Raw genomic sequence first — 23,031 nt, 5'->3', positions numbered from 1 at the left:
TCAGCCCTTGTTCTTGTTGAAGGCGCTGAGGATGATGAAGGCCAGACCGACCATGCCGGGGATGGCGGAAAGACCCATGATCGGCACCGACACCTTGGACTCTTCGAAGCCGCTGATGAAGGTGAAGGCATAGCCGAACAGGGCGACGCCGATGCTGACGGCCAGCAGGATGACCCCGACCCGCAGGTCGCTATGGGCCGTTGGCGGTGCCTTGACCCCTTCCTTTGACAGGGCCTCGATGACCTCGGGCGGCAGGGGCTGACCCTTTTCGATCGAGGCGCGCAGGGTCGCCTGCATTTCCTTGCGCTCCCGATGCTTCAGATAGCCGGGAACGATAGCGATGCCTGCGATCATGGCGAAGAAGGCGATCGGAATGAGTTCTTCCATGGTGTAACCCCTTTGATGTCCTGGCCGACGCCTGATGCTCCGGCCTTATGATGACAAGAGGCGGCGACGGGCTCCGGCGGATGCAGGCTGGGCCGTGAAACTTTCGTAAGGTTCAGCGCGCGCCGAACGCAACCCGCCCAACCCGCCGCCTCAGGCCCGGATCGACCAACAGCGCCCCCGCCAGAGCCGCCCCTGCCAGGGCGACCGTCGCCACACCCGGCCCGAGAGCCGGAACCAGGGTGGACGCCAGTTCTCCGGACAGCTTTGCCACCGCCGGACGCAGGGCCCACAGCAGGGCTGCTGCGGCCACCGCCCAGGGGACGAGCGCCAGAACCGTCATGATCGCACGGCGCAGGGCGACCCTGCGCGCGACCTCGGCGACGAACACCCGGTCGGGCGTCCGGGGCGTATCTGCGGCCAGCATCAGGGCCAGTTTCTGTTCAGGCGTCATCGGATCCTCCGAGCGCTTTCAGGAGCCGCGCCCGACCCCGCGCAACATGCGACTTCACCGTGCCCAGTGGCAAGCCCAGAACCCCGGCCGCCTCCCCGTGCGAAAACCCGTCGGCCAGACACAGGGCCACGCAGGCCCGGACGTCGGGGGCCAGTTCGGCCATCGCAGCGGCCATGGCCATCCGGTCCTCGGCCGAGATCCCGGCCGGCGTCTCGGCCTCGTCCAGCCAGGCATGGTCCCGCGCCGCCGAACGCCGCGCCGAGCGGATGCGATCCTGCGCCTTCCTCCAGGCGATGCCGCACAGCCAGGACCGCACCCCATCCGGATCCTTGAGCCGCCCCAGCGAAGCCCAGGCCGCCAGAAAGGTCTCCTGCGCCACATCGTCCGCCTCGGCCCAGCCACTGCCCAGCGTCCGCCTCAGGAAGCCACGCACCGGTGCCTGATGACGCTCGACCAGCCGGGCGAAGGCCGTGTCCGAGCCGCCGCGGGCCGCCCGGACCAGATCGGCGTCCGTCATCATCCCCCCCACCGACGACCGGGCCCGTCACGAGGGGTCGCGGCGTCGGCCGACGAGGGTCGAGACCAGGAAGGCCGCGAAAAGGGCTCCCATCACGAAGGCCACGACCAGGAAGGCTTCGCCCGCCCCCATCATGTCCGTCGCTGCCGCATAGCCGAAGCCCAGGGCCATGACGCCGAAGAGCACGGTCGAGAACAGGTTGCCCGCCCCGTTGGGCGTGCCGCAGCCGTCGCCGTTGTTCCAGCGCTCGGTGCTCTCGTTACGCTCCAGCTGGGCCAGCAGGGCCTCGGGCGGCTCCCTGCCCTGATCGGCATAGGATTTGATCGTCTTCAGCACGTCCTTGTGCCGGAAATAGTTCATCAGGCTGGAGAAGGCCTGGATGACAAACCAGCTCAGCGGGAACAGCAGCCACCAATAGGATCGAAACAGGTCTTCCATCGTCGTGTACCCCTTAGGACCGGGCCCATCGCCCCGTCATTCACAGGATAGTCGTCGCCGACCCGCCCGGTGGATGCAGGTGCCGATCACTTTCATCGACAGCCGTTCGCCGAGCCTCGACAACCCTGCCACAGCAACGCTTACTGCCCATGCGCCAACACGGGAGAATGCGATGCTGCTGCCTCAGCTTTCCGCCATCGGCTGGTTCCATACCCTGGGCAGCCTGCCCGCCATCCCGCTGGCCCTGTACCTGCTGGTCCGCCATGGCCGCATCGTGCCCGGGACCGCGATGGGCAAGGCCTATCTGGTCTTCATGTTCATCGGGGCGATCTCGGGCGTCATCGTGATCCGCGACCCGCCGGGCGTGCTGATCTCGATCCTCGCGCTCGGCTCGCTGATCGTGGGCTCCACGATCGGATATGTCTCTGCCCTGGCCCGACACCGCTGGTGGATCGAAACCACGGCCTTGTCGACCAGCGCCTTCACCCTGTTCCTGCCCAGCGTCACCGAGACTCTGACCCGCCTGCCCGCCGACAGTCCGATCGCCGACAGTCCCCAGGCCCCACTGGTCGTCGCGTTCCAGCTCACCCTGCTGGTCATCCTGGTCGTCGGCGTCTTCTTCCAGCTACGGTTCCTGAAACCCAAGACGCCCTCTATGGTTACCGCCTGAGTTCAACAGGAGTTCGCCATGAGCCACGTCACCTATCGCATCGTCGAACATGACGGCGGCTGGGCCTACAAGCTGGGCGACACGTTCTCGGAAACCTTCCCCAGCCACGACGCTGCCCGCGCCGCTGCGGTAAAGGCCGCCGGCGAACAGCGCGTCGCCGACCGCACCGCCTTCATCGAATATGCCGACCCGACCGGCACCTGGATCACCGAACGCGCCGACGGCCATGACCGGCCTGAGACGAGCGTGGAGGGTTAGACCCTTCCTGCTCCCGCCAAGGGAGAAGAGATTATCCCATCCGGGGCAAGGGCAGCCAGCCGGTCCAGATGGTCAGCATGATCCCGGCCCAGACGATCACCGAAACCCACGTGGTCGTGATGAATTTCTTCTTGAGCTTGGGATCGGCCGGGGCACCCCACTGGGACCCGTCCGTCGGCGGCGACTGATCCTGCTGGGCCATGCCGATGGGCAGGACGGCGAACAGCACCGTCCACCAGACGGTGATGTAGATAGCGATCATGGTGATCGGGCCGATAGGCATCGGGGCTTATCCTGAAAACGAGCGCGCCAGCCCTACGCCCGTTTCCGGACGTGGGCCAGCATCACCCCGGTGTCCTGCGACACCATGTGCGGATCAGAGGCGCAGGATGACCGTCTCGACTATGGGGCGGCGGTCCCAGATCTGCTGCGAGCCCTTCTTGAGCACGCGGCCGACGGCCATCTCCACCGCCGTGTCATCGAAACGGGCCTCGCCCTTCAGGCTGTTGACGGCCTGTTCGGCGCGCTCGGCCAGATCGTCCAGGGCGTCGCCCAGCGGGTTCTCGTCATCGCCGGGCAGGCCAATGCCGCGCACGTCGATGTCAGAGACGATCTTGCCGTTCCGGTCCATGGCGAACGACACCACCAGGATGCCGTTGGTCGAGGCGTGACGACGCTCGCGCAGGGCCTCGCCCATCTCGGGGACCAGCATCCCGCCGTCAACGAACAGGCGACCGTTGGGCACCTCGTCGATGATGACGGCCGGGCCCGGCGCGATACGGACCATGTCGCCGTTGCGGGGAGTCACCGTCTGGGGCACGCCCAGTTCGGTGGCCAGCAAGGCGTGCTCGGCGATGTGGCGCCGCATCCCGTGCGTCGGGATGGCGATCGTCGGCCGGGCCCAGGCATACATCTGGCGCAGTTCGGCGCGGCAGGGGTGGCCAGAGACGTGGATGCCCGGGTGGTCCTTCTCGGTATAAAGCCGCACCCCACGTTCGGCGAGACGGTCCTGCAAACGCCCGATCGACAGTTCGTTGCCCGGGATGACCCGCGCGGAGAAGATGCAGTGGTCGCCGCGACCCAGCTTGACCGTCGGATGGGTGCCCGAGGCCACGCGGGCCAGGGCCGCGTTCTGTTCGCCCTGGCTGCCGGTGCAGAGGTACAGGATCTCGTCGGCGGGCCAGTGACGGGCCTCGTCGTCGGACAGAAATTTCTTGATGTCCGACAGCATCCCGACGTGTTTGGCGGCGGCGGTGATGCGGTTCATCGACCGGCCGGCCAGGAAGATGCGGCGGCCATGCTTCTCGGCCGCGCGGATCACGCTGTCCATGCGGGCGACGTTGGAGGCGAAGCATCCGACCGCGATCCGGCCGTGCTTCAGGCTGCCGATCAGGGTGTCCAGTTCCTCGGCCACGCCCGTCTCGGACCCGGCATAGCCTTCGGAGAAGACGTTTGTCGAGTCGCACACCATGGCCAGCACGCCCTCGTCGCCGAGCGCGGTGATGGCGGCCGCGTCGGTGACTTCGCCGACCACGGGGCCGTCATCGATCTTCCAGTCGCCGGTGTGGAACACGGTCCCCAGCGGCGTGCGGATGGCCAGGCCGTTCGGCTCGGCGATCGAGTGGGTCATGGTGATCATCTGGATCTGGAACGGGCCCAGATCGACGTTGCCGTTCAGCGGCACCTCGATGATCCGCACCTGATTCAGGATGCCCGCCTCGCGAAGCTTCTCGCGGATCAGATAGGCGGTAAACGGCGTGGCATAGAGCGGCGCCTTCATCCGCGTCCACAGCCAGCCGAGCGCGCCGATATGGTCCTCGTGCGCGTGGGTCAGGACGATGCCGCGGATCTTCTCGCCCTCGAGGAAGGACGGATCGGGCACGATCACGTCGATGCCGGGCGTGGACGGATCGCCGAAGGTCACGCCGACGTCGGCGATGATCCACTCGCGCGCATGCTCCGGCCCATAGCCGTAGCAGTTCAGATTCATGCCGATCTCGTTGGAGCCGCCCAGCGGCAGGAAGACGAGTTCGTCGTTAGGGTTCTTTTTCATTCAGTCTTTCGTTGCGTTGCGGCGCCAGATTTCCAGCAGGCCGCGGATGGTCAAATCCGGATCGAACCGGTCGATGCTTGTTGTGGCGCCCTCGAACAGGGAGGCGACGCCGCCGGTGCCAATCACGGTCAGGGGTGCACCCCACTCGGCCTTGATACGGTCCACCAGCCCCTCGATGAGGGCGATATATCCCCAGAAGACCCCGGACTGCATGGCCTGGACCGTGTCCTTGCCGATGACCCGTTCGGGCTTCTGGATGGCGATGCGCGGAAGCTTGGCGGCGGCCTCGTGCAGCGCGTGAAGGGAAAGGTTGATGCCCGGCGCGATCAGGCCGCCCTCGAAGGCACCGTCGGCGGCCACCACGTCGAATGTGGTGGCGGTGCCACTATCGATCAAGAGCAGGTCGCCGGGATAGGTCAGATGGGCCCCGATGGCGTTGACCAGACGGTCGGCCCCCGCCTCGGTCGGCTTGGTGATCCGCACCTCGATGCCGAGCTTGGCGTTCTCGCCGACGATCAGCGGCTCGACGTTCATGTAGCGCCGCGACAGGTTGCGCAGGTTGAAGATCGACTGCGGCACGACGCTGGAAATGATGCAGCCGTCCAGGTCCTCGAACCCGAGGCCGTTCATGTGCAGCAACTGGGTCAGCCAGACGGCGTATTCGTCAGCGGTGCGATTGGCCTCGGTCGCCGTGCGCCACTGGGCGATCCATTCGACGTCGTTGTGAACGGCGAACATGGTGTTGGTGTTGCCCTGTTCGATGGCGAGCAGCATCAGGCGGCCTTTCCAGGGATGTCCGAGCCAAAGAAGACGTCACCGGCCGAAATCAGCCGCATCGAGCCGTCGGCCAGCTTCAGGCGCAGAGAACCGTCCGCCGCGACCCCATCGGCGATCCCTGAGACCGTTTCATGGCCCAGGCGCGCGGTGCAGGCCTGATCCAGACCTCGGCTGCGCGCCACCCAGGCGTCGAGGATCGGTTGAAACCCGAGCGTATCCCACCGGTCCATCCAGATCGCGAAATGGTGGGCCAGCACCTCGATCGCTTCGGCGACGGTGGGCGCGGCGCGCACCTCGCCCTTGAGATGCCCGCCGATGGCCGTGGCAGGTCGTTCCGTTCCTGACGGTGCGTGCGCGAGATTCACCCCGATTCCGACCGCCAGCCACAGGCCACCCGTATCGTGCGCTCCGGATTCGACCAGGATTCCTGCGGCCTTGTCGGCCTCGATCATCACGTCGTTGGGCCATTTGATCGTGACCAGTGGCGCCGGCACGAAGGTGCAGATCAGATCGGCGACAGCAAGGGCGGCGACGAAGGTGACCTGGGCCGCCTCGGCCGGAGCCTTGCGTGTGGTGGTCAGCAGGGTGGCGTAGAGGTTGCCGGTCTCCGACACCCAGGCCCGGCCGCGACGCCCCCTGCCCTCGCCCTGACACCGCGCGACGATCCACAGCGGCCCGGTCTGTCCGGCCTCTGCGCGTCGCCGCGCCTCCGCATTGGTGGAATCGACGTCTTCGAGGATCAGGATCGAGGGGGCTTGCGCCACCTCACCCGGCCCCGAAGCCCACGGAGGCGGCCTTGGTCAGGGGCTCGAGCCAGATCAGGGCCACGATCACCAGCGGGAAGGAGAAGGCGGCGGCGACCCAGCCGATGACCTTGGCCTCGACCGGCGCGGGGTCGGTCGCCACGGCGTCCACCGGCGCGTCGAACCACATCAGCTTGATGATCCGCAGATAGTAGAAGGCGGCCACGACCGAGGCGACCAGGCCAGCGGCCCCGACCATCCAGTAGCCTTCTTGCGCCGCCGCGCCGAAGACGTAGTATTTCGACCAGAAACCCGCGAACGGCGGCATGCCCAGCACCGACAGCGACAGCACGGTGATGGCGATCGCCGTCACCGGCCGGTCCTGCTTGAGCCCCGCCAGATCGGCGATCCTGCGGATCGGCCGCCCGCCCTTCGAAAGGCTGAGCAGTATGGCGAAGAACCCGATTTGGTCGATCACGTACAGGGTCATGAACATCAGCATGGCCTGAAGGCCGACCGTGGTCCCGGCCGTGATGCCCAGCACGGCGTAGCCGATGTTGACGATCGACGAATAGGCCAGCAGTCGCTGGATGTCCTTCTGGGCCAGCCCCCCGAACGACCCCACCGCGAACGAGATCAGGGCGATCAGCACCAGGACCTGGGCCCACTGGTCATGGATCTCGCCGAACGGCCCCATGAGGGTCCGCGCGATCAGCACCATGGCCGCGACCTTGGGCGCGGTGGCGAACAGGGCCACCACGGGCGTCGGAGCGCCTTCGTAGACGTCGGGCGTCCACATGTGGAAGGGCGCAGCCGAGACCTTGAACGCCAGGCCACAGATGAGGAAGACCAGACCGAAGATCAGGCCGGGGCCGACATCGCCCTGTGCGGCCACGACGGCGATGTCCTCAAACCGCATCGACCCGGTAAAGCCGTAGATCAGGCTGGCCCCGTAGAGCAGCAGCCCCGACGACAGGGCACCGAGCACGAAATACTTGAGCCCCGCCTCGGACGCCTTGAGGTCGTCGCGGTGGAAGGCGGCCAGCACATACAGGGCCAGCGAATGCAGTTCGATGCCGACATAGAGCGAAATCAGATCGCCGGACGATGCCATCATGCTCATCCCGACCGAGGCCAGCACGATCAGGATCGGAAATTCGAAGCGGGCGATCCGGGTGCGCTGCATCCAGCCGCCGCCGAGGATGACGGCGATGGCCGAGGCCAGATAGATCAGGACCTTGGCATAGACCGCCAGGGGATCGGCGACATAGGCCCCGTTGAACGCGGCACCCAGCGGGCCGTTGGCGGCGACGGCCGCGCCGGCGATCAACAGCGCGACGGACAGGATCGAGATCAGCCGGGCCGACTTCTCGCCGATGAAGGCGCCCAGCACGAGCAGGAACAGTGCGCCGATCGCGAGCGTCAGCTCGGGCGCGGCCAGGTGCATTGCGGTGAAGATATCAGGCATCAGTCTCTCACCCGCCCGTCGCGGCAGTATAGGCGCCGACGACGGCGTCCACGGAAGCGGCGGTATAGTTCAGCACCAGGTCCGGCTGTACGCCCAGCCAGATCGTCCCGACGATCAGGGGCACGAAGATCAGCAGCTCGCGCTTGTCGATGTCGGTGATCGTGGCCAGGGCCGGGTTCTTGATCTCGCCGAACATGACGTTGCGATACAGGGTCAGGGCATAGACCGCCGACAAGATCACACCGCTGGCTGCCACGAAGGCCGCCCAGGTCGAGGCCTGATAGGCGCCGGTCATGGTCAAGATTTCGCCGACGAAACCCGACGTTCCCGGCAGGCCGACATTCGCCATGGTGAACATCAGGAAGATGGCCGCGTACCAGGGCATCCGCTGGGTCAGGCCGCCGTAGAAGGCGATCTCGCGCGTATGCATCCGGTCGTAGACGACGCCGACGCACAGGAAGAGCGCGCCCGAGATCAGGCCGTGGCTCAGCATCTGGAACACCGCGCCCTGCATCCCCTGGGCGTTGCCGGCGAAGATACCCATGGTCACGAAGCCCATGTGGGCGACCGAGGAATAGGCGATCAGCTTCTTGATGTCCGTCTGCCGGAAAGCGACCAGCGACGTATAGACCACGGCGATGACCGACAGGGTCAGGACCAGCGGCTGGAACATCTGGGACGCGACCGGGAACATCGGCACGTTGAACAGGATGAAGCCATATCCGCCCAGCTTCAGCAGGATGCCGGCCAGGATCACCGAACCTGCCGTCGGGGCCTGGACGTGGGCGTCGGGCAGCCAGGTGTGGACCGGCCACATCGGCATCTTGACCGCGAACGAGGCGAAGAAGGCCAACCACAGCAGTGGCTGATAGCGCGCATCGAAGACGTGTTCCTTCAGCGCCGGAATGCTGGTCGTGCCGGCGTCATAGGCCATCCACAGCATGGCCAGCAGCATCAGGACCGACCCCAGGAGGGTGTAGAGGAAGAATTTGTAGGAGGCGTAGATCCGGTTCGCCCCGCCCCATATGCCGATGATCAGGAACATCGGCACCAGGGTGCCCTCGAAGAAGATGTAGAACAGGAACAGGTCCAGCGAGGTGAACACCCCGATGACCAGGGTCTCCAGCACCAGGAAGGCGATCATGTATTCGACGACGCGCGTCTCGATCGACTTCCAGCTCGACACGATGCAGATCGGCAGCAGGAAGGCGGTCAAAAGCACGAACAGGATCGAGATCCCGTCGACGCCGAGATGATAGCTGGCTCCCGCGAACCACTGGTGCATCTCGACGAACTGATAGCCGGGGTTCGACTGATCGAACGTCGCCGTCAGCACGACTGACACCGCCAGCGTTGCCAGCGTCGTGACGAGCGCGATCCAGCGTGCGGCCGGGGCGGCGGCGTCCGCTGACTTGGCTATCAACCGCGCGATCAGCAGGATCGCGGCACCCACCAGCGGCAGGAAGGTGACGATGCTCAGAATAGCCGGCACGGTCACGCTCCGAACGCATAGAGGGCGAAGGCGAGCAGACCGGCGACCCCGATCAGCATCACGAACGCATAGTGATAGACATAGCCGGACTGGACCTTGGCCAGCCGCGCCGCCGACTTCAGCGACGCCCAGGCCGCGCCGTTCGGACCCAGGCCGTCGATCAGCTTAACGTCGCCGATCTTCCAGAACAGGTCGCCGAGCCCCTTGGCACCCTTGACGAAGACCGCGTCATACAGCTCGTCGAAATACCATTTGTTGTACAGGAAGGCCCAGACCGGCGACTTGCCGTCGGCCCAGCGCTTGGCCAGACCTTCGCGAGCGACGTAGATCCAGAAGGCGACGGCGGCCCCCAGCAGGGTGACGATCAGCGGCGACCACTTCACCCAGGTCGGGACATCGTGACTGTCGTGCAGGACGTGGTTGTGGTCGCCCGTGAATATCGCGCCGCGCCAGAACTCGTGCTCGTGATGGCCGATGAAGTGAGGCGCGAAGACGAGCCCCGCGAACACCGCCCCGACCGACAGCGCGATCAGCGGAACCAGCATGACCCAAGGGCTCTCGTGCGGCTTCAGCGGGCCATGATGGCCGTGGTCGTCATGCGCGTGGTTATCGTGGGCGTCAGGCTCGGAATGGGTCTCGATCTGCGCCGGATGGGCCGCGTGGTCGTCGTGCGCATGATGGTCGTCGTGCGCGTGCTCGTCCTTCCACACCGGCTTGTTGTGGAAGGTCATGAAAATCAGCCGCCACGAATAATAGCTGGTCAACAGGGCCGCCGAGATGCCGATGAAGAAGGCGAAATAACCGGCCGGCGAATGGCCACTGGTCGCCGCCGCATAGGCGCTCTCGATGATCGAATCCTTGGAATAGAAGCCCGCGAAGCCGCCACCCTCGAAACCACCAAAGCCGGGCAGGCCGAGGCCGGTGATGGCGATCGTGCCGATGACCATGACGGCATAGGTCACGGGCAGCAGCTTCCACAGCCCGCCCATCTTCCGCATGTCCTGCTCGTGGTGCATCCCGTGGATCACCGAACCGGCGCCGAGGAACAGCAAGGCCTTGAAGAAGGCGTGGGTGAACAGGTGGAACATCGCCCCCTGGTAAGCACCGACGCCCGCCGCGAAGAACATATAGCCCAGCTGCGAACAGGTCGAATAGGCGATGACCCGCTTGATGTCGTTCTGCACCATGCCGACGGTGGCGGCGAAGATGGCCGTGATCGCGCCGGTGATGGCCACGATGAGCGAGGCCGTAGGGGCGTATTCGAAGATCGGGCTGAGCAGGCAGACCATGTACACACCGGCCGTGACCATGGTCGCGGCGTGGATCAGGGCCGACACCGGCGTCGGGCCCTCCATGGCGTCGGGTAGCCAGGTGTGCAGGAAGAACTGGGCCGACTTGCCCATGGCCCCGATGAACAGGAGAAGGGCCGCCAGATCGATCGCCGACCAGTCGTGGCCGATGAAGTTCCAGGTCGTGCCAGCATTGGCGGCGATCATCGGGAACAGTTCGGCGAACTGGATCGTGCCGAACATCCAGAAGACGGTGATGATGCCGAGCGCGAAGCCGAAGTCGCCGACGCGATTGACCACGAAGGCCTTGATGGCGGCGGCGGATGCGGTGGGCTTCTTGTACCAGAAACCGATCAGCAGATAGGACGCCAGCCCCACCCCTTCCCAGCCGAAGAACAGCTGCATGAAGTCGGCGGCCGTGACGAGCGCCAGCATGGCGAAGGTGAACAGCGACAGATAGGCGAAGAAGCGCGGCCGCGAGTCGTCCTCGACCATATATCCCCAGCTGTACAGGTGGACGAGCGAGGACACGCTGGTCACCACGACCAGCATGGTCGCCGACAGGGCATCGACGCGGATCGACCAGACCGACTGGAAGTCGCCGACGGTGATGAAGGGTGCCAGCTGGACGGTGAAGGCCTCCATATGCCCCCAGGTCCAGTTGCCGAAGATGACCCAGGCAACGGCGCAGCTGAAGAACAGCAGGCCGGTCGTGATGGTCTGGGAAACGATGTCGCCCAGGCGACGGCCGAAGAAGCCGACGATGGCTGCGCCGAGCAGAGGGGCGAAGACGCCGAGGGTGACGAGCAGGTGCAGGTCCACGATCAGCCCTTCATCACGGAGGCGTCGTCCACGGCGATGTCGCCGCGGTTACGGAAGAAGGTCACCAGGATGGCCAGGCCGACGGCGGCCTCGGCGGCGGCGACGGTCAGCACGAACATCGCCATGATCTGCCCCTGCACGTCATGCAGATAGGCCGAGAAGGCGACGAAGTTGATGTTCACAGCCAGCAGGATCAGTTCGATCGACATCAGGATGACGATCACGTTCTTGCGGTTCACGAAGATGCCGAACACCCCGATGGTGAACAGCATGGCCGCGACGATCAGATAGGATTGCAGCGAGACGACCATCAGATCAGATCCTCGGAGGTGACGCCAGCGCCGGTCTGGGCGCCCTTGATTTCGATGGCGGTCTTGGCGTCGCGGTTGACCTGAACGTGGATGTTCTGGCGACGCACGCCAGGCTTGTGCCGCAGGGTCAGGACGATGGCCCCGATCATGGCGATCAGCAGCACAATCCCGGCCGCCTGGAAGAAGTAGATGTAGTCGGTGTAGAGCACCCGCCCGATCGTCTCGATGTTGGACGCCTCGGGCGTCGCGGTCATCGGCGCGGTCGCATCGGCCGCCGCCCCGCCCGAGATCACCGCCGCCGAGATCAGGATCATCTCGAACAGCAGGATGCCGGCGATGATCACCGCGATCGGCAGGTATTTGGCAAAGCCCTCGCGCAGCCGCACGAAGTCGACGTCCAGCATCATGACGACGAACAGGAACAGCACCGCCACGGCACCGACGTAGACGACGACCAGAAGCATGGCCAGGAACTCGGCCCCCAGCAGCACGAACAGACCCGCCGACGAGAAGAAGGCCAGGATCAGGAACAGGACGCTGTGCACGGGATTGCGCGCGGTCACGACCAGAAGGCCGGAGACCACGGCGACCGTCGCCAGCAGATAGAAGGCTATGCCTTGCAGCATGGTGGGCCGACGCCCCTTTCCGTCCTGAGCCGCGCTGTTGAGTCGCGGTGTCGTTAAGCGAGACGCGCCTTAGCGGTAAGGCGCGTCGAGTTCCAGATTCTTCGCGAGCACCCGTTCCCAGCGGTCGCCGTTATCGAGTAGTCGCTGCTTGTCGTAGAGCAGTTCCTCGCGCGTCTCGACGCTGAACTCCTGGTTCGGCCCCTCGACGATGGCGTCCACCGGGCAGGCCTCCTGGCACAGGCCGCAGTAGATGCATTTGGTCATGTCGATGTCGTAGCGGGTCGTGCGGCGGCTGCCGTCCTCGCGCGGTTCGGCCTCGATCGTGATGGCCTGGGCCGGACAGATGGCTTCGCACAGCTTGCAGGCGATGCAGCGTTCCTCGCCGTTGGCGTAACGGCGCAGGGCGTGTTCACCCCTGAAACGCGGCGACTGGGGATTACGCTCGAACGGATAGTTGACCGTCATCTTGGGACGGAACATCTCGCGCGTCGTCAGGCCGATTGCGCCGACGATGTCCAGCATCATCGCGCCCTTCGCCGTCTGGATCAGGCGTTTCAGCATCAGCTCGGGTCTCCCGGACGGGTACAGTCGCGTTTGAAGCGATCGCTGTCCTTGTTCATCAGGGCGCAGGTGCGCACGCGTTCGGCCTCGCGACGCTGGATGTCCTCTTGGCGACGCTGCCACTGGTAGGACGAGGTCGGGTCGGCCTCATAGGGTGCCGGCAGGCAGGCGGAGACGCTGAGGCCCAGGGTAGCAATGGCGACCATCCGGATCACGCCCCCACCACAAAGACGCGCCAGGCGGACACGCCCACCACAGCCAGCAGCGAGGTCGGCAGGAAGATCTTCCAGCCCAGCCGCATCAACTGGTCGTAGCGATAGCGGGGCACGAAGCCCTTCACCATCGAGATGATGATGAACCAGAAGACGATCTTGGTGCAGAGGACCAGCAGGAAGAACAGGTTGGCCAGCCAGACCGGCCAGCTGCCCAGCGCGATCAAATCCGTGTCGAAGCCCGGATTCCAGCCCCCGAAGAACAGGATGCTGATCATGGCGCACATGAAGATGATGTTGACGTACTCGCCCATCATGAACAGCAGGTACGGGGTCGACGAATACTCGACCTGATAGCCGGCGACGAGTTCGGACTCAGCCTCGGGCAGGTCGAACGGCGGCCGGTTGGTCTCGGCCAGGGCCGAGATGAAGAAGATGATGGCCATCGGGAACATGATGACGATCAACGGCAGGGTATCGAGCCCGCCACCGAACGCGAACCAGTTCCAGATCCACCCCTCTTGCTGGATCACGATCTCCGACAGGTTCATCGTCCCGGCCAGCAGGATGACGTTGACGATGACCAGGCCGATCGAGACCTCGTAGGACACCATCTGCGCCGCCGACCGCAGCGAGCCGAGGAACGGATACTTCGAGTTGGACGCCCAGCCGCCCATGATGATGCCGTAGACGCCCAGCGACGAGATCGCGAACACGTACAGGATGCCGACGTTCAGGTCGGAGATCACCCAGCCCGGCGCGAACGGGATCACCGCCCAGACGATGAAGGCCGTAATCACGGTGATCACCGGTGCCAGCAGGAAGACGCCCTTGTCGGCCCCGGCCGGCACGACGACTTCTTTTAGAACGAATTTGATCATGTCGGCGAAGGACTGCAGCAGGCCGAACGGACCCACGACGTTGGGGCCCTTTCGCATCTGGATGCCCGCCCAGATCTTGCGGTCGGCGAGCAGCAAGAAGGCCACGGCGATCAGCACGCCGACCGTCACCAGCAGCACGGCGCCGGTGGTCATCAGGAACCAGCCGAGGGGGGAGGACCAGAAATCCATGACTTACTCCGCCGCCATCGCCGTGGCCGGGGCGATCCGCAGGGCGGACAGCTCGGACATCGTCGCGCTGGCGCGCGCGATCGGGTTGTTGAGGTAGGGGTCGCTGACCGCCGAGACGAACAGTGTGTCGCCCAGGTCGCCCTTCACGCCCAGCTTCGACGGATCGAACGCGGCCGGGGTCGGCAGATAGTCGATGCGGCCGAAGGTCGGATGGTCGGCCATCAGCTTGGTGCGCAGCTGGTCCAGGGTGTCGAACGGCAGCTTGTGGCCCACCCGCTCGGACAGGGCCCGCAGGATGGCCCAGTCTTCCTTGGCGTCGCCCTTGGGGAAGACGACCCGTTCGGCCATCTGCACCCGGCCCTCGGTGTTGACGTAGATCCCCGACTTCTCGGTATAGGCCGCGCCCGGCAGGATGACGTCGGCGCCGTGGGCCCCGTTGTCGCCATGGCTGCCCAGATAGACGCGAAACGCGTTCGACGCCGTCGCATTCACCTCGTCGGCGCCCAGCAGGAACAGCACGTCCAGAGCGTTGGGCTTGAGCATCTCGGCGACCGTCAGACCGCCTTCAGCGGGGACAAAGCCCATGTCGAGACCCGCCACGCGCGACGCCGCGTGGTGCAGAACGTTGAACCCGTTCCACCCTTCGCCGATCACGCCGACCTTCTTGGCCAGGGCGCCGAGCGCGTTCAGCACCGCCGCCCCGCCCTCGCCCGCCAGCGCTCCGCCGCCGACGATGATCGCCGGCCGCTCGGCCTTGGTCAGGGCCTCCAGCGCCGCCTTGGGCAGTTTCGCCAGGGTCTTCGATCCCGCGCCCAGATACGAGTACGGATAGGTCAGGTCGGCCTGTTCGCCGATCAGGGCGATCTCGGCCTGGCCCGACAGCCAGATCTTGCGCAGGCGGGTGTTCAGCAGCGCTGCTTCGGTCCGCGGGTTGACCCCGACCAGCAGCACATAGTCCGCCGCCTCGATGCCCCGGAGCCCAGAGTTGAACAGCCAGCTCTCGCGCGGGCCATACCCCAGTGACGACCCGTCCTGACGGCAATCGGTATTGGCCGAACCCAGGGCGCGGAACAGGTCCAGCGTCGCCTTCATCGACTCCGCGTCCTGAAGGTCGCCCGCGATGGCGCCGATCCGGTTCGCCGGTGCCGCCTTCAGCTTGCCCGCCACGACCGACAGGGCCTCGTCCCACGACGCGGCGCGCAGCTTGCCGTTCTCGCGCACATACGGCCGGTCCAGGCGGCGCTTCTGCAGGCCGTCGACGACATAGCGGCTCTTGTCGGTCAGCCACTCCTCGTTGATGCCCTCGTGGACGCGGGGCAGGATGCGCATCACCTCGGCACCCTTGGCATCGGCGCGGATGTTGGCGCCCAGGGCGTCCATCACATCGATGGTCTCGGTCTTCTTCAGCTCCCACGGACGATAGTGGAACTGCCACGGCCGGTGGGTCAGGGCACCGACCGGGCACAGGTCGTTGACGTTGCCCGACAGCTCCGAGTCGATGTTCTTTTCCAGATAGGTCGTGATCTCGGCGTCTTCGCCGCGCGAAATCATGCCGATGTCCGGCACGCCCGCCACTTCACTGATGAAGCGTACGCAGCGGGTGCACTGGATGCAGCGGGTCATGAAGGTCTTGACGGTCGGGCCCATGGCCTTTTCCTCGACCGCGCGCTTGTTCTCGGAATAGCGCGAGCCGTCGCGGCCGTAGCCGACCGACTGGTCCTGCAGGTCGCACTCACCGCCCTGGTCGCAGATCGGGCAGTCGAGCGGGTGGTTGATGAGCAGGAACTCCATCACCCCTTCGCGCGCCTTCTTCACCATCGGCGTGTCGGTGAAGATCATCTGGCCCTCGGCGGCCGGCAGGGCGCAGGACGCCTGAGGCTTCGGCGGCCCCGGCTTCACCTCGACCAGGCACATCCGGCAATTCCCGGCGATCGACAGCCGCTCGTGATAGCAGAAGCGCGGAATCTCGGCGCCCGCGCGCTCGGCGACCTGAAGCACGGTCATGCCGGCTTCGAATTCGACGTCTACGCCGTTGACCTTGGCGACGGGCATCAGCGGGCCTCTTCCTGAACCACGACGGCATAATCCTGCGTCGAGGTCGTCCCATCCGGGAGGGTTGTCGTGACCGTGACCGCCGCGTCGTCGAGGACGAAGCGGACCACGGGGTCGCCGGACTGGTTCATCCAGCGGTTCTGTTCGGCCACCGGTCGATCGACCGGTTTCCAGGTGATCAGGTCGCCGTCGACCCGGCATTGCGCGCGCATCCGGCCGCCGTCGACCGGCGCGCGCCACGAGGCGTTGACGACCGAGCCTTCCAGGCTGTCGACCTGGACCGCGTCTACATCCTGACCGTGGACCGACGCCAGCCCGGCCCGGCACACCCGTCGCAAATCGGTGGCGGAGAGCGGGCCCTGCGCGGATTTGGCGACCGTGTCGCTGACCGGCACGTTGGCCGACACCCGCTCGGACGGCGTCGGCGCGGGCTCGGGCGCAGCCTCGCAGCCTGCGAGGACCAGACCGACCGGCAATACCATGGCGTGGGCGCGCATCATCCGCATCGCCCCTCGCCCGTGAGGCATCCGCCGACGACCGTCAGCCACCGCTGATAGCCCTGGCCGGTCAGATGCAGATCGTCGATTGTATAGGCCGGGTTCAGCCGGTCGCCGCTCAGCAGGGGGGTATAGACATCGATGTATCGGGCACCGCGCGCCGTCGCGATCGCGGACAGCTGAGTGTTCAGATCCTCGATCCGCTCACGGAACTCGGGCTGACGCGGCATGACTGACTGAACGTAGATTTCGGCGCTCGGCAGCTCGGTCCTGAATCGCGTGACCAGGGCATCGACATTGGCGGCGATGTCGGCCGGCGTCTGTTCATAGCTGGCCAGATCATTGGTGCCGATCAGGATGAAGACCTTGGCCGGGCGCGTCGCGATGATCTGGGCGGCCCGGCCCAGAAGGCCAAAGCTGGTGTCTCCGCCGATGCCCCAGTTGCGAATGTTGCGACCCGGAAAGGCCTCGCTCCAGCGGAAGCCGTCGGTGATGCTGTCGCCTACCATGGCGATGCCGCCGGGCTGGGACGGCAGTATGGCGAACTGGGTCACATGATCCACATAGGAGCCGTTGATCCAGCTGCCCGGCGCGAACTGGCTGGGTTGGGTCACGCCGACGGCAGCGGCGGTCGGACGCTGGGCGGCGAAGGGATCGACGACCTGAACGGCAGCGGCGGCGGGCGGTGCGCTGGTGGCGCACGCGCTCAACAGGGCGACAAGGCACCCCGTCAAAGCCAGCCGTCCGAGGATCGAACCCAAGCCCGTTACTCCGCCGCGATCGCGTGGCCGGCGAAGTTCGCGCGGCGGGTGCGATAGGTCTGGATGCGGTCCTCGATCTCGTGGCGGAAATGCCGGATCAGCCCCTGAACCGGCCAGGCGGCGGCGTCGCCCAGCGCGCAGATGGTGTGGCCTTCGACCTGCGACGCGACGTCGAGCAGCAGATCGATCTCCGACGGATCGGCCTCGCCCACGGCCATGCGTTCCAGCACGCGCCACATCCAGCCGGTGCCTTCGCGGCACGGCGTACACTGGCCGCAGCTCTCATGCTTGTAGAAATAGCTGATGCGGGCAATCGCCTTCACCAGGTCGGTATCGTTGTCCATGACGATGACGGCGGCAGTGCCAAGGCCCGACTTCATGTCGCGCAGGCTGTCGAAGTCCATCAGTGCCGTTTCGGACATCTCGCGCGTGATCAGGGGCACGGAAACCCCGCCCGGGATCACGGCCTTCAGATTGCCCCAGCCGCCGCGAACGCCGCCACAATGCTCTTCCAGCAGCTGACGCAGCGGGATCGACATGGCCTCTTCGACATTGCACGGCTTGTTCACATGCCCGCTGATGCTCATCAGCTTGGTGCCGGTGTTGTTGGCGCGGCCGAAGCCCGCGAACCAGTCCGCGCCACGACGCAGGATCGTACCCACCACCGCGATCGACTCGACGTTGTTCACCGTGGTGGGACACCCGTAGAGCCCCGCGCCGGCCGGGAACGGCGGCTTCAGACGCGGCTGACCCTTCTTGCCTTCCAGCGATTCCAGCAGGGCGGTCTCTTCGCCGCAAATGTACGCGCCGGCACCGTGGTGGATATAGACGTCGAAGTCCCAGCCGTGGACGTTGTTCTTGCCGATCAGCCTGGCCTCGTAGGCCTGCTTGACGGCCGCCTCCATCCGCTCGCGCTCGAGCACATATTCGCCGCGCAGATAGATGTAGCAGGCGTGGGCCTGCATCGCGAACGACGCGATCAGACAGCCTTCGATCAGCAGGTGGGGATCATGGCGCATGATCTCCCGGTCCTTGCAGGTGCCGGGCTCGGATTCGTCGGCGTTGACGACCAGATAGTGCGGACGATCCTTCAGCTCCTTGGGCATGAAGGACCATTTCAGACCTGTCGAGAAGCCCGCGCCGCCACGCCCACGGAGCCCTGAGTTCTTCACGTTGGTGATGAGCCAGTCGCGGCCCATGTCCAGCATGTCCCTGGTCGCGTTCCAGCAGCCGCGGTTCTTCGCGCCCTCGAGGCCCCAGTCCTGGAGCCCGTACAGGTTGGTGAAGATGCGGTCCTTGTCTTCGAGAATGCCGACCATGGTTCAGTTCAACTCCCGCAGACGGCGGCGGTGATAGCGAGTACGCAGGAAGATGGCGGTCAGCATCAGGGCCCAACCGGCGGCGAGCGCGCCATAGCCCGCCAACTGGACCGTGCCGGCCAGATCGCCCGCGCGGGTCGCGGCCCAGACCAGGATCGCGCCCAGCAGAACCAGGCCGAACCCGGCGAGGCGCTGGCTCCGGCCCACGGTGCGCAGTTCCGCGCGATAGGCGGCGACCTGGACTTCGGTTTGGGGGTCGATCATCTTAGCGATCACCCTTGCGCGAGCGAACACGACCACCGAGGCCGATCACCAGAAAGACGATGCCGATGGCCAGGAAGGCCGCGTTATTGTCGCCGCTCAGCCCGAGCACAAAGAACACGAACCCGATCGCGAAGAAGGCGTCGGTATTCTGCAAGGACGGGCTGGACTTGGGTTCGACGGGCTCGGTCATGCCGGCACCGGATCGCTGTTCGGCAGCTTCCTGATCGGCTTGGCCGCCGAGCCGTCATAGAGCTTCGGATCGGTCAGGGTCAGGGCCCCACCCTCGGGCGCCGAGTTGACGCGATCGACGCGCGGCCCCCGCTCGGGCGACTTGCCGGCGGCGAAGTCGTCGATGATCTGGTTCATGTCCGAGGCCGTCAGGTCCTCGAAATAGTAGTCGTTGACCATGGCCATCGGCGCGTTGACGCAGGCACCCAGGCACTCGACCTCTTCCCAGTAGAACTTTCCATCAGCGGAGAGTGTCTGTTTCGCACCGATCCGGTCCTTGCAGACCTTCATCAGTTCGCCCGAGCCGCGCAGCATGCAGGGCGTGGTGCCGCAGACCTGGATCAGGGCGGCCGAGCCGACGGGCTCCAGCATGAACATCGTATAGAAGGTCGCGACCTCCAGCACCCGGATATAGGCCATGCCCAGCAGGTCGGCGATGGCGCGCAGCGCGGGTTCCGAGACCCAACCCTCCTGCTTCTGAACCAGCCACAGGATCGGGATCACCGCCGACTGACGACGGTCGGCGGGATACTTCTGGATCCACCAATCGCATTTGGCCTTCGTCGCCTTGGAGAAGGCGAAGGACGCGGGCTGGACCTTGGCGAGACGACGAACCGACATCAGACGTCCATTTCCGAATCGACGACGACTCCGTCACCGAGAATTTTCTTACGCAGAACCAGAACCTTGTGCTGGCCCTGACGGCGCAGGAGCACGCTGTGCTGATAGGTCGTGCCCGAGGCGTCCGTGGTCGAATAGCCGACGATCTCCCAGCCCTGGGAGACGAGCGTGCTGATAGGGGTGTCGCTCACCGATCGACCTCGCCGAACACGATGTCGAGGGAACCCAGGATCGCCGACACGTCGGCCAGCTGGTGGCCGCGGTTCATCCAGTCCATGGCCTGGAGGTGGCGGAAGCCGGGGGCCGAGATCTTGACGCGGTAGGGCTTGTTGGTGCCGTCGGACACGACATAGACGCCGAACTCGCCCTTGGGGGCCTCGACGGCAGCATAGACCTCGCCCGGCGGAGTCTTGAAGCCTTCGGTGTAGAGCTTGAAGTGATGGATCAGGGATTCCATCGACCGCTTCATCTCGCCACGACGCGGCGGAACGACCTTGTTGTCCTCACTCATGACCGGCTCGCCGGGGCAGTTGCGCAGCTTGTGGATGCACTGCTCCATGATGTGGATCGACTGCTTCATCTCCTCGACGCGGCAGAGGTAGCGATCCCAGCAGTCGCCGTTCTTGCCGACCACGATGTCGAACTCCAGGTCAGCATAGCATTCGTAAGGCTGCGACTTGCGCAGGTCCCACGGGATGTCCGAGCCACGCAGCATGACGCCGGTGAAGCCCCATTCCAGCGCCTGCTGTTTCGACACCACGCCGATGTCGACGTTGCGCTGCTTGTAGATGCGGTTCTCGGTGACGAGATCCTCGATGTCCTTGAGCTTCTGCGGAAACTGGGCGCACCAGGCGGCGATGTCGTCGATCAGGGCCATCGGCAGGTCCTGATGGACCCCACCCGGCCGGAAATAGTTGGCGTGCAGCCGCGATCCCGAGGCCCGCTCGTAGAAGACCATTAGTTGTTCGCGCTGCTCGAAGCCCCACAGCGGCGGCGTCAGGGCGCCGACGTCCAGGGCCTGGGTCGTCACGTTCAGCAGGTGCGACAGGATGCGGCCGATTTCCGAGTACAGCACCCGAATCAACTGGGCACGATACGGCACCTCCAGCTCCAGCAGCCGCTCGATCGCCAGACAGAAGGCGTGCTCCTGGTTCATCGGCGCGACGTAATCGAGCCGGTCCAGATAGGGCACGTTCTGGAGGTAGGTGCGCGCCTCCATCAGCTTTTCGGTGCCGCGGTGCAGAAGGCCGATGTGCGGATCGACCCGCTCGACGATCTCGCCGTCCAGCTCCAGCACCAGGCGAAGCACACCGTGGGCGGCCGGGTGTTGCGGGCCGAAATTGATCGTGAACTTGCGATCGTCCATCTCGCGCGCGTGCGCGGTCCGGCCGTCGATATGGCCCAGGTCGTCCTCGAACACGTCGAGCGAGGACAGGTCGGGCGTGGCGTTCTGGATAGCGTGACCGTCGGCCATCAGACCTTGCCTCCCGACGGCGTGCCCGCCGAACCGACCGCCTTCTCGTCTCCCGGCAGGACGGCGGCCGGATAGTCGGCGCCTTCCCAGGGGCTCAGGAAGTCGAAGTTGCGGTATTCCTGCGTCAGCTTGACGGGCTCATAGACCACCCGCTTCTGCTCCTCGTCGTAGCGGACCTCGACATAGCCGGTCATCGGGAAGTCCTTGCGCAGCGGATGCCCCTGGAAACCATAGTCCGTCAGAAGCCGACGCATGTCGGGGTGGCCCGAGAACAGCATGCCGTACATGTCGAACGCCTCGCGCTCGAACCATCCGGCCGACGGGTAGGCCGGGATGGCGCTGGGCACCGGCGCGGTCTCGTCCGTCGAGACCTTGACCCGGATGCGCGCGTTCCGCGTCAGCGACAGCAGGTGATAGACGACGTCGAACCGCTCAGGCCGCTCAGGGTAATCGGCACCGCACAGATCGATCAGCTGCTGGAACCCGAACCGGTCGCGCAGATCGGTCAGCACCTCGACGATCCGGTCGCGGTGGCAGGTCAACGTCAGCTCGCCGAAGGCGACGCTCGCCTCGACCTGAAGCTCGGTCACCATCTCCTGGCCCAGAGGCGTCAGCACGGCGGTGTTGGCCGCCACGGTCGCGAGATGCCCGCTCATCGGTCGATCGTCCCGGTGCGGCGAATCTTCTTCTGCAACTGCAGCAGGCCGTACACCAGCGCCTCCGCCGTCGGCGGGCACCCGGGCACATAGACGTCCACGGGCACGATCCGGTCACAACCCCGAACGACGCTGTAGCTGTAGTGGTAGTAGCCACCGCCGTTGGCGCACGATCCCATCGACAGGACGTAGCGCGGATCCGGCATCTGGTCGTAGACCTTGCGAAGGGCCGGAGCCATCTTGTTGGTCAGAGTGCCGGCGACGATCATCAGGTCGCACTGGCGTGGGCTGGCGCGCGGGGCCATGCCGAAGCGCTCCAGGTCATAGCGCGGCATGGCGGCCTGGATCATCTCCACGGCGCAGCAGGCCAGGCCGAACGTCATCCACATCAGCGAGCCGGTGCGGGCCCACTGGATGACGTCGTCGAGCGGTGCCGTCAGGAAGCCCTGCTCGGTGACCTCGGTGTTGACCGCCTCGAAGAATTTGTCGTGCAGCTTGGGGTCATAACCCTCGACGGTCGAGCGCGCACCCTGGCCATAGGGACTCAGGACCGGCGACGCGCCGGTGTTGCCGCGGCCGATGATGGGCAGGTTGTTGTCCACTATTCCCACTCCAGCGCGCCCTTCTTCCATTCGTAGATGAAGCCCACGGTCAGCACGCCCAGGAAGACCATCATCGACCAGAAGGCGAAGATCATCCCGCCCTTGGACAGGTCGAAGATCGACACAGCCCACGGAAACAGGAAGGCGACCTCAAGATCGAAAATGATGAAGAGGATCGACACCAGATAGAACCGCACGTCGAACTTCATCCGCGCGTCGTCGAACGCGTTGAACCCGCACTCATAGGCCGACAGCTTCTCGGAATCGGGACTGGACGGTGCCATCACCAGGGCGGCGACGATGAACAGGACGCCGACGATCGCCGCGATCCCGATGAAGATCACGATCGGCAGGTACTGGAGCAGAAAAGCATTCATGGACGACGGGGCCTCGTGCGGCGATCCGCAGGCTG

At 65.5% G+C, this 23,031-nt stretch carries 30 protein-coding genes; 2 read left to right on the top strand and 28 right to left on the bottom strand.

Going from position 1 to position 23,031, the window contains the following annotated elements; all coding sequences use genetic code 11:
• The 4 genes from O5K39_RS11330 to O5K39_RS11315 all read right to left on the bottom strand — a co-directional run bounded on the left by O5K39_RS11330 (window position 1) and on the right by O5K39_RS11315 (window position 1,793).
• Window positions 1-387: a DUF6249 domain-containing protein gene (locus O5K39_RS11330; RefSeq protein WP_271143733.1), complete on the bottom strand. Its 387-nt coding sequence runs from the start codon at window positions 385-387 to the stop codon at window positions 1-3.
• Between the two features lie 112 nt (window positions 388-499).
• Complete coding sequence (locus tag O5K39_RS11325; protein ID WP_271143732.1) at window positions 500-838, bottom strand: hypothetical protein; 339 nt, start codon at window positions 836-838, stop codon at window positions 500-502.
• Window positions 828-1,358 carry an RNA polymerase sigma factor gene (locus O5K39_RS11320; protein ID WP_271143731.1) on the bottom strand — a complete coding sequence of 177 codons (531 nt, stop codon included), beginning with the start codon at window positions 1,356-1,358 and terminating at the stop codon, window positions 828-830. The genes O5K39_RS11325 and O5K39_RS11320 overlap by 11 nt, the downstream gene beginning before the upstream one ends.
• Before the next feature lie 24 nt (window positions 1,359-1,382).
• Window positions 1,383-1,793 carry a hypothetical protein gene (locus tag O5K39_RS11315; RefSeq protein WP_271143730.1) on the bottom strand — a complete coding sequence of 137 codons (411 nt, stop codon included), beginning with the start codon at window positions 1,791-1,793 and terminating at the stop codon, window positions 1,383-1,385.
• 172 nt (window positions 1,794-1,965) lie between these two features.
• Here O5K39_RS11315 and O5K39_RS11310 point away from each other — a divergent pair, with 172 nt between their 5' ends.
• Together O5K39_RS11310 and O5K39_RS11305 are read left to right on the top strand one after the other, a co-directional pair.
• Window positions 1,966-2,463, top strand: a complete 498-nt coding sequence (locus tag O5K39_RS11310) for a hypothetical protein (RefSeq protein ID WP_271143729.1) — start codon at window positions 1,966-1,968, stop codon at window positions 2,461-2,463.
• 18 nt (window positions 2,464-2,481) lie between these two features.
• Complete coding sequence (locus tag O5K39_RS11305) at window positions 2,482-2,721, top strand: DUF2188 domain-containing protein (RefSeq protein ID WP_271143728.1); 240 nt, start codon at window positions 2,482-2,484, stop codon at window positions 2,719-2,721.
• Between the two features lie 31 nt (window positions 2,722-2,752).
• On the opposite strand, the gene O5K39_RS11300 is transcribed toward O5K39_RS11305, so the two are convergent.
• The 24 genes from O5K39_RS11300 to O5K39_RS11185 form a co-directional block, all read right to left on the bottom strand.
• Entirely contained in the window at window positions 2,753-3,004 is a 252-nt protein-coding gene (locus O5K39_RS11300; RefSeq protein ID WP_271143727.1) for a DUF1467 family protein, read from the bottom strand.
• Window positions 3,005-3,097: 93 nt separating this feature from the next.
• Entirely contained in the window at window positions 3,098-4,774 is a 1,677-nt protein-coding gene (locus O5K39_RS11295) for a ribonuclease J (RefSeq protein WP_271143726.1), read from the bottom strand.
• Window positions 4,775-5,551 carry a type III pantothenate kinase gene (locus O5K39_RS11290; RefSeq protein WP_271147145.1) on the bottom strand — a complete coding sequence of 259 codons (777 nt, stop codon included), beginning with the start codon at window positions 5,549-5,551 and terminating at the stop codon, window positions 4,775-4,777.
• Complete coding sequence (locus O5K39_RS11285; protein WP_271143725.1) at window positions 5,548-6,315, bottom strand: biotin--[acetyl-CoA-carboxylase] ligase; 768 nt, start codon at window positions 6,313-6,315, stop codon at window positions 5,548-5,550. The genes O5K39_RS11290 and O5K39_RS11285 overlap by 4 nt, the downstream gene beginning before the upstream one ends.
• Window position 6,316: 1 nt before the next feature.
• Window positions 6,317-7,762 carry an NADH-quinone oxidoreductase subunit NuoN gene (nuoN, locus tag O5K39_RS11280; protein ID WP_271143724.1) on the bottom strand — a complete coding sequence of 482 codons (1,446 nt, stop codon included), beginning with the start codon at window positions 7,760-7,762 and terminating at the stop codon, window positions 6,317-6,319.
• A 7-nt stretch (window positions 7,763-7,769) separates the two neighbouring features.
• Entirely contained in the window at window positions 7,770-9,254 is a 1,485-nt protein-coding gene (locus O5K39_RS11275; protein WP_271143723.1) for an NADH-quinone oxidoreductase subunit M, read from the bottom strand.
• Between the two features lie 2 nt (window positions 9,255-9,256).
• Complete coding sequence (gene nuoL / locus O5K39_RS11270) at window positions 9,257-11,359, bottom strand: NADH-quinone oxidoreductase subunit L (protein ID WP_271147144.1); 2,103 nt, start codon at window positions 11,357-11,359, stop codon at window positions 9,257-9,259.
• Between the two features lie 8 nt (window positions 11,360-11,367).
• Complete coding sequence (nuoK, locus tag O5K39_RS11265; protein WP_271143722.1) at window positions 11,368-11,676, bottom strand: NADH-quinone oxidoreductase subunit NuoK; 309 nt, start codon at window positions 11,674-11,676, stop codon at window positions 11,368-11,370.
• The gene (locus O5K39_RS11260; protein ID WP_271143721.1) at window positions 11,676-12,302 is read right to left on the bottom strand and encodes an NADH-quinone oxidoreductase subunit J; all 627 of its coding nucleotides are present in this window, start codon (window positions 12,300-12,302) and stop codon (window positions 11,676-11,678) included. Before O5K39_RS11260 ends, nuoK begins: the two co-directional genes overlap by 1 nt.
• 69 nt (window positions 12,303-12,371) lie before the next feature.
• Window positions 12,372-12,863, bottom strand: coding sequence for an NADH-quinone oxidoreductase subunit NuoI (nuoI, locus tag O5K39_RS11255; RefSeq protein ID WP_271143720.1), 492 nt, complete (start codon window positions 12,861-12,863; stop codon window positions 12,372-12,374).
• The gene (locus O5K39_RS11250; RefSeq protein WP_271143719.1) at window positions 12,863-13,069 is read right to left on the bottom strand and encodes a hypothetical protein; all 207 of its coding nucleotides are present in this window, start codon (window positions 13,067-13,069) and stop codon (window positions 12,863-12,865) included. Before O5K39_RS11250 ends, nuoI begins: the two co-directional genes overlap by 1 nt.
• A 5-nt stretch (window positions 13,070-13,074) precedes the next feature.
• Window positions 13,075-14,145, bottom strand: a complete 1,071-nt coding sequence (gene nuoH, locus O5K39_RS11245) for an NADH-quinone oxidoreductase subunit NuoH (RefSeq protein WP_271143718.1) — start codon at window positions 14,143-14,145, stop codon at window positions 13,075-13,077.
• A gap of 3 nt (window positions 14,146-14,148) precedes the next feature.
• On the bottom strand, window positions 14,149-16,197 hold the full coding sequence (nuoG, locus tag O5K39_RS11240) for an NADH-quinone oxidoreductase subunit NuoG (protein WP_271143717.1): 2,049 nt from the start codon (window positions 16,195-16,197) through the stop codon (window positions 14,149-14,151).
• Complete coding sequence (locus O5K39_RS11235; RefSeq protein WP_271143716.1) at window positions 16,197-16,697, bottom strand: hypothetical protein; 501 nt, start codon at window positions 16,695-16,697, stop codon at window positions 16,197-16,199. The genes nuoG and O5K39_RS11235 overlap by 1 nt, the downstream gene beginning before the upstream one ends.
• A complete protein-coding gene (locus tag O5K39_RS11230; RefSeq protein ID WP_271143715.1) occupies window positions 16,694-17,455 on the bottom strand; it encodes a GDSL-type esterase/lipase family protein in 762 nt (253 codons plus the stop codon). Before O5K39_RS11230 ends, O5K39_RS11235 begins: the two co-directional genes overlap by 4 nt.
• Before the next feature lie 5 nt (window positions 17,456-17,460).
• Window positions 17,461-18,774 carry an NADH-quinone oxidoreductase subunit NuoF gene (gene nuoF, locus O5K39_RS11225; RefSeq protein ID WP_271143714.1) on the bottom strand — a complete coding sequence of 438 codons (1,314 nt, stop codon included), beginning with the start codon at window positions 18,772-18,774 and terminating at the stop codon, window positions 17,461-17,463.
• Window positions 18,775-18,777: 3 nt separating this feature from the next.
• Window positions 18,778-19,038, bottom strand: a complete 261-nt coding sequence (locus O5K39_RS11220; protein ID WP_271143713.1) for a hypothetical protein — start codon at window positions 19,036-19,038, stop codon at window positions 18,778-18,780.
• A gap of 1 nt (window position 19,039) precedes the next feature.
• The gene (locus O5K39_RS11215; RefSeq protein ID WP_271143712.1) at window positions 19,040-19,228 is read right to left on the bottom strand and encodes a hypothetical protein; all 189 of its coding nucleotides are present in this window, start codon (window positions 19,226-19,228) and stop codon (window positions 19,040-19,042) included.
• Window positions 19,225-19,887 (bottom strand): NADH-quinone oxidoreductase subunit NuoE, encoded by a 663-nt coding sequence (gene nuoE, locus O5K39_RS11210; RefSeq protein ID WP_271143711.1) that lies wholly within the window; start codon window positions 19,885-19,887, stop codon window positions 19,225-19,227. Before nuoE ends, O5K39_RS11215 begins: the two co-directional genes overlap by 4 nt.
• Window positions 19,887-20,078, bottom strand: a complete 192-nt coding sequence (locus tag O5K39_RS11205) for a hypothetical protein (RefSeq protein WP_271143710.1) — start codon at window positions 20,076-20,078, stop codon at window positions 19,887-19,889. The genes nuoE and O5K39_RS11205 overlap by 1 nt, the downstream gene beginning before the upstream one ends.
• Window positions 20,075-21,253, bottom strand: coding sequence for an NADH-quinone oxidoreductase subunit D (locus O5K39_RS11200; RefSeq protein ID WP_271147143.1), 1,179 nt, complete (start codon window positions 21,251-21,253; stop codon window positions 20,075-20,077). Before O5K39_RS11200 ends, O5K39_RS11205 begins: the two co-directional genes overlap by 4 nt.
• Window positions 21,254-21,360: 107 nt before the next feature.
• Window positions 21,361-21,954 carry an NADH-quinone oxidoreductase subunit C gene (locus O5K39_RS11195; RefSeq protein ID WP_271147142.1) on the bottom strand — a complete coding sequence of 198 codons (594 nt, stop codon included), beginning with the start codon at window positions 21,952-21,954 and terminating at the stop codon, window positions 21,361-21,363.
• Between the two features lie 59 nt (window positions 21,955-22,013).
• Window positions 22,014-22,649, bottom strand: coding sequence for an NADH-quinone oxidoreductase subunit B (locus tag O5K39_RS11190; RefSeq protein ID WP_271143709.1), 636 nt, complete (start codon window positions 22,647-22,649; stop codon window positions 22,014-22,016).
• Entirely contained in the window at window positions 22,619-22,996 is a 378-nt protein-coding gene (locus O5K39_RS11185) for an NADH-quinone oxidoreductase subunit A (RefSeq protein ID WP_271143708.1), read from the bottom strand. The genes O5K39_RS11190 and O5K39_RS11185 overlap by 31 nt, the downstream gene beginning before the upstream one ends.
• Between the last annotated feature and the right edge of the window lie 35 nt (window positions 22,997-23,031).

The sequence above is a fragment of the Brevundimonas sp. NIBR10 genome, assembly GCF_027912515.1.
Classification (GTDB): Bacteria; Pseudomonadota; Alphaproteobacteria; order Caulobacterales; family Caulobacteraceae; genus Brevundimonas.
The sequence above is the reverse complement of the archived record's forward strand: the minus strand, read 5'-3'. Positions and strand labels throughout refer to the sequence as shown.

Coding starts and splice junctions, on each gene's coding strand:
- O5K39_RS11330 (WP_271143733.1), bottom strand. CDS start 387: ATGGAAGAACTCATTCCGATCGCCTTCTTCGCCATGATCGCAGGCATC.
- O5K39_RS11325 (WP_271143732.1), bottom strand. CDS start 838: ATGACGCCTGAACAGAAACTGGCCCTGATGCTGGCCGCAGATACGCCC.
- O5K39_RS11320 (WP_271143731.1), bottom strand. CDS start 1,358: ATGATGACGGACGCCGATCTGGTCCGGGCGGCCCGCGGCGGCTCGGAC.
- O5K39_RS11315 (WP_271143730.1), bottom strand. CDS start 1,793: ATGGAAGACCTGTTTCGATCCTATTGGTGGCTGCTGTTCCCGCTGAGC.
- O5K39_RS11310 (WP_271143729.1), top strand. CDS start 1,966: ATGCTGCTGCCTCAGCTTTCCGCCATCGGCTGGTTCCATACCCTGGGC.
- O5K39_RS11305 (WP_271143728.1), top strand. CDS start 2,482: ATGAGCCACGTCACCTATCGCATCGTCGAACATGACGGCGGCTGGGCC.
- O5K39_RS11300 (WP_271143727.1), bottom strand. CDS start 3,004: ATGCCTATCGGCCCGATCACCATGATCGCTATCTACATCACCGTCTGG.
- O5K39_RS11295 (WP_271143726.1), bottom strand. CDS start 4,774: ATGAAAAAGAACCCTAACGACGAACTCGTCTTCCTGCCGCTGGGCGGC.
- nuoN (WP_271143724.1), bottom strand. CDS start 7,762: ATGCCTGATATCTTCACCGCAATGCACCTGGCCGCGCCCGAGCTGACG.
- nuoK (WP_271143722.1), bottom strand. CDS start 11,676: ATGGTCGTCTCGCTGCAATCCTATCTGATCGTCGCGGCCATGCTGTTC.
- O5K39_RS11260 (WP_271143721.1), bottom strand. CDS start 12,302: ATGCTGCAAGGCATAGCCTTCTATCTGCTGGCGACGGTCGCCGTGGTC.
- nuoI (WP_271143720.1), bottom strand. CDS start 12,863: ATGCTGAAACGCCTGATCCAGACGGCGAAGGGCGCGATGATGCTGGAC.
- O5K39_RS11250 (WP_271143719.1), bottom strand. CDS start 13,069: ATGGTCGCCATTGCTACCCTGGGCCTCAGCGTCTCCGCCTGCCTGCCG.
- nuoH (WP_271143718.1), bottom strand. CDS start 14,145: ATGGATTTCTGGTCCTCCCCCCTCGGCTGGTTCCTGATGACCACCGGC.
- nuoG (WP_271143717.1), bottom strand. CDS start 16,197: ATGCCCGTCGCCAAGGTCAACGGCGTAGACGTCGAATTCGAAGCCGGC.
- O5K39_RS11235 (WP_271143716.1), bottom strand. CDS start 16,697: ATGATGCGCGCCCACGCCATGGTATTGCCGGTCGGTCTGGTCCTCGCA.
- nuoF (WP_271143714.1), bottom strand. CDS start 18,774: ATGGTCGGCATTCTCGAAGACAAGGACCGCATCTTCACCAACCTGTAC.
- O5K39_RS11220 (WP_271143713.1), bottom strand. CDS start 19,038: ATGATCGACCCCCAAACCGAAGTCCAGGTCGCCGCCTATCGCGCGGAA.
- O5K39_RS11215 (WP_271143712.1), bottom strand. CDS start 19,228: ATGACCGAGCCCGTCGAACCCAAGTCCAGCCCGTCCTTGCAGAATACC.
- nuoE (WP_271143711.1), bottom strand. CDS start 19,887: ATGTCGGTTCGTCGTCTCGCCAAGGTCCAGCCCGCGTCCTTCGCCTTC.
- O5K39_RS11200 (WP_271147143.1), bottom strand. CDS start 21,253: ATGGACGATCGCAAGTTCACGATCAATTTCGGCCCGCAACACCCGGCC.
- O5K39_RS11195 (WP_271147142.1), bottom strand. CDS start 21,954: ATGGTGACCGAGCTTCAGGTCGAGGCGAGCGTCGCCTTCGGCGAGCTG.
- O5K39_RS11190 (WP_271143709.1), bottom strand. CDS start 22,649: ATGGAAGAAGGGCGCGCTGGAGTGGGAATAGTGGACAACAACCTGCCC.
- O5K39_RS11185 (WP_271143708.1), bottom strand. CDS start 22,996: ATGAATGCTTTTCTGCTCCAGTACCTGCCGATCGTGATCTTCATCGGG.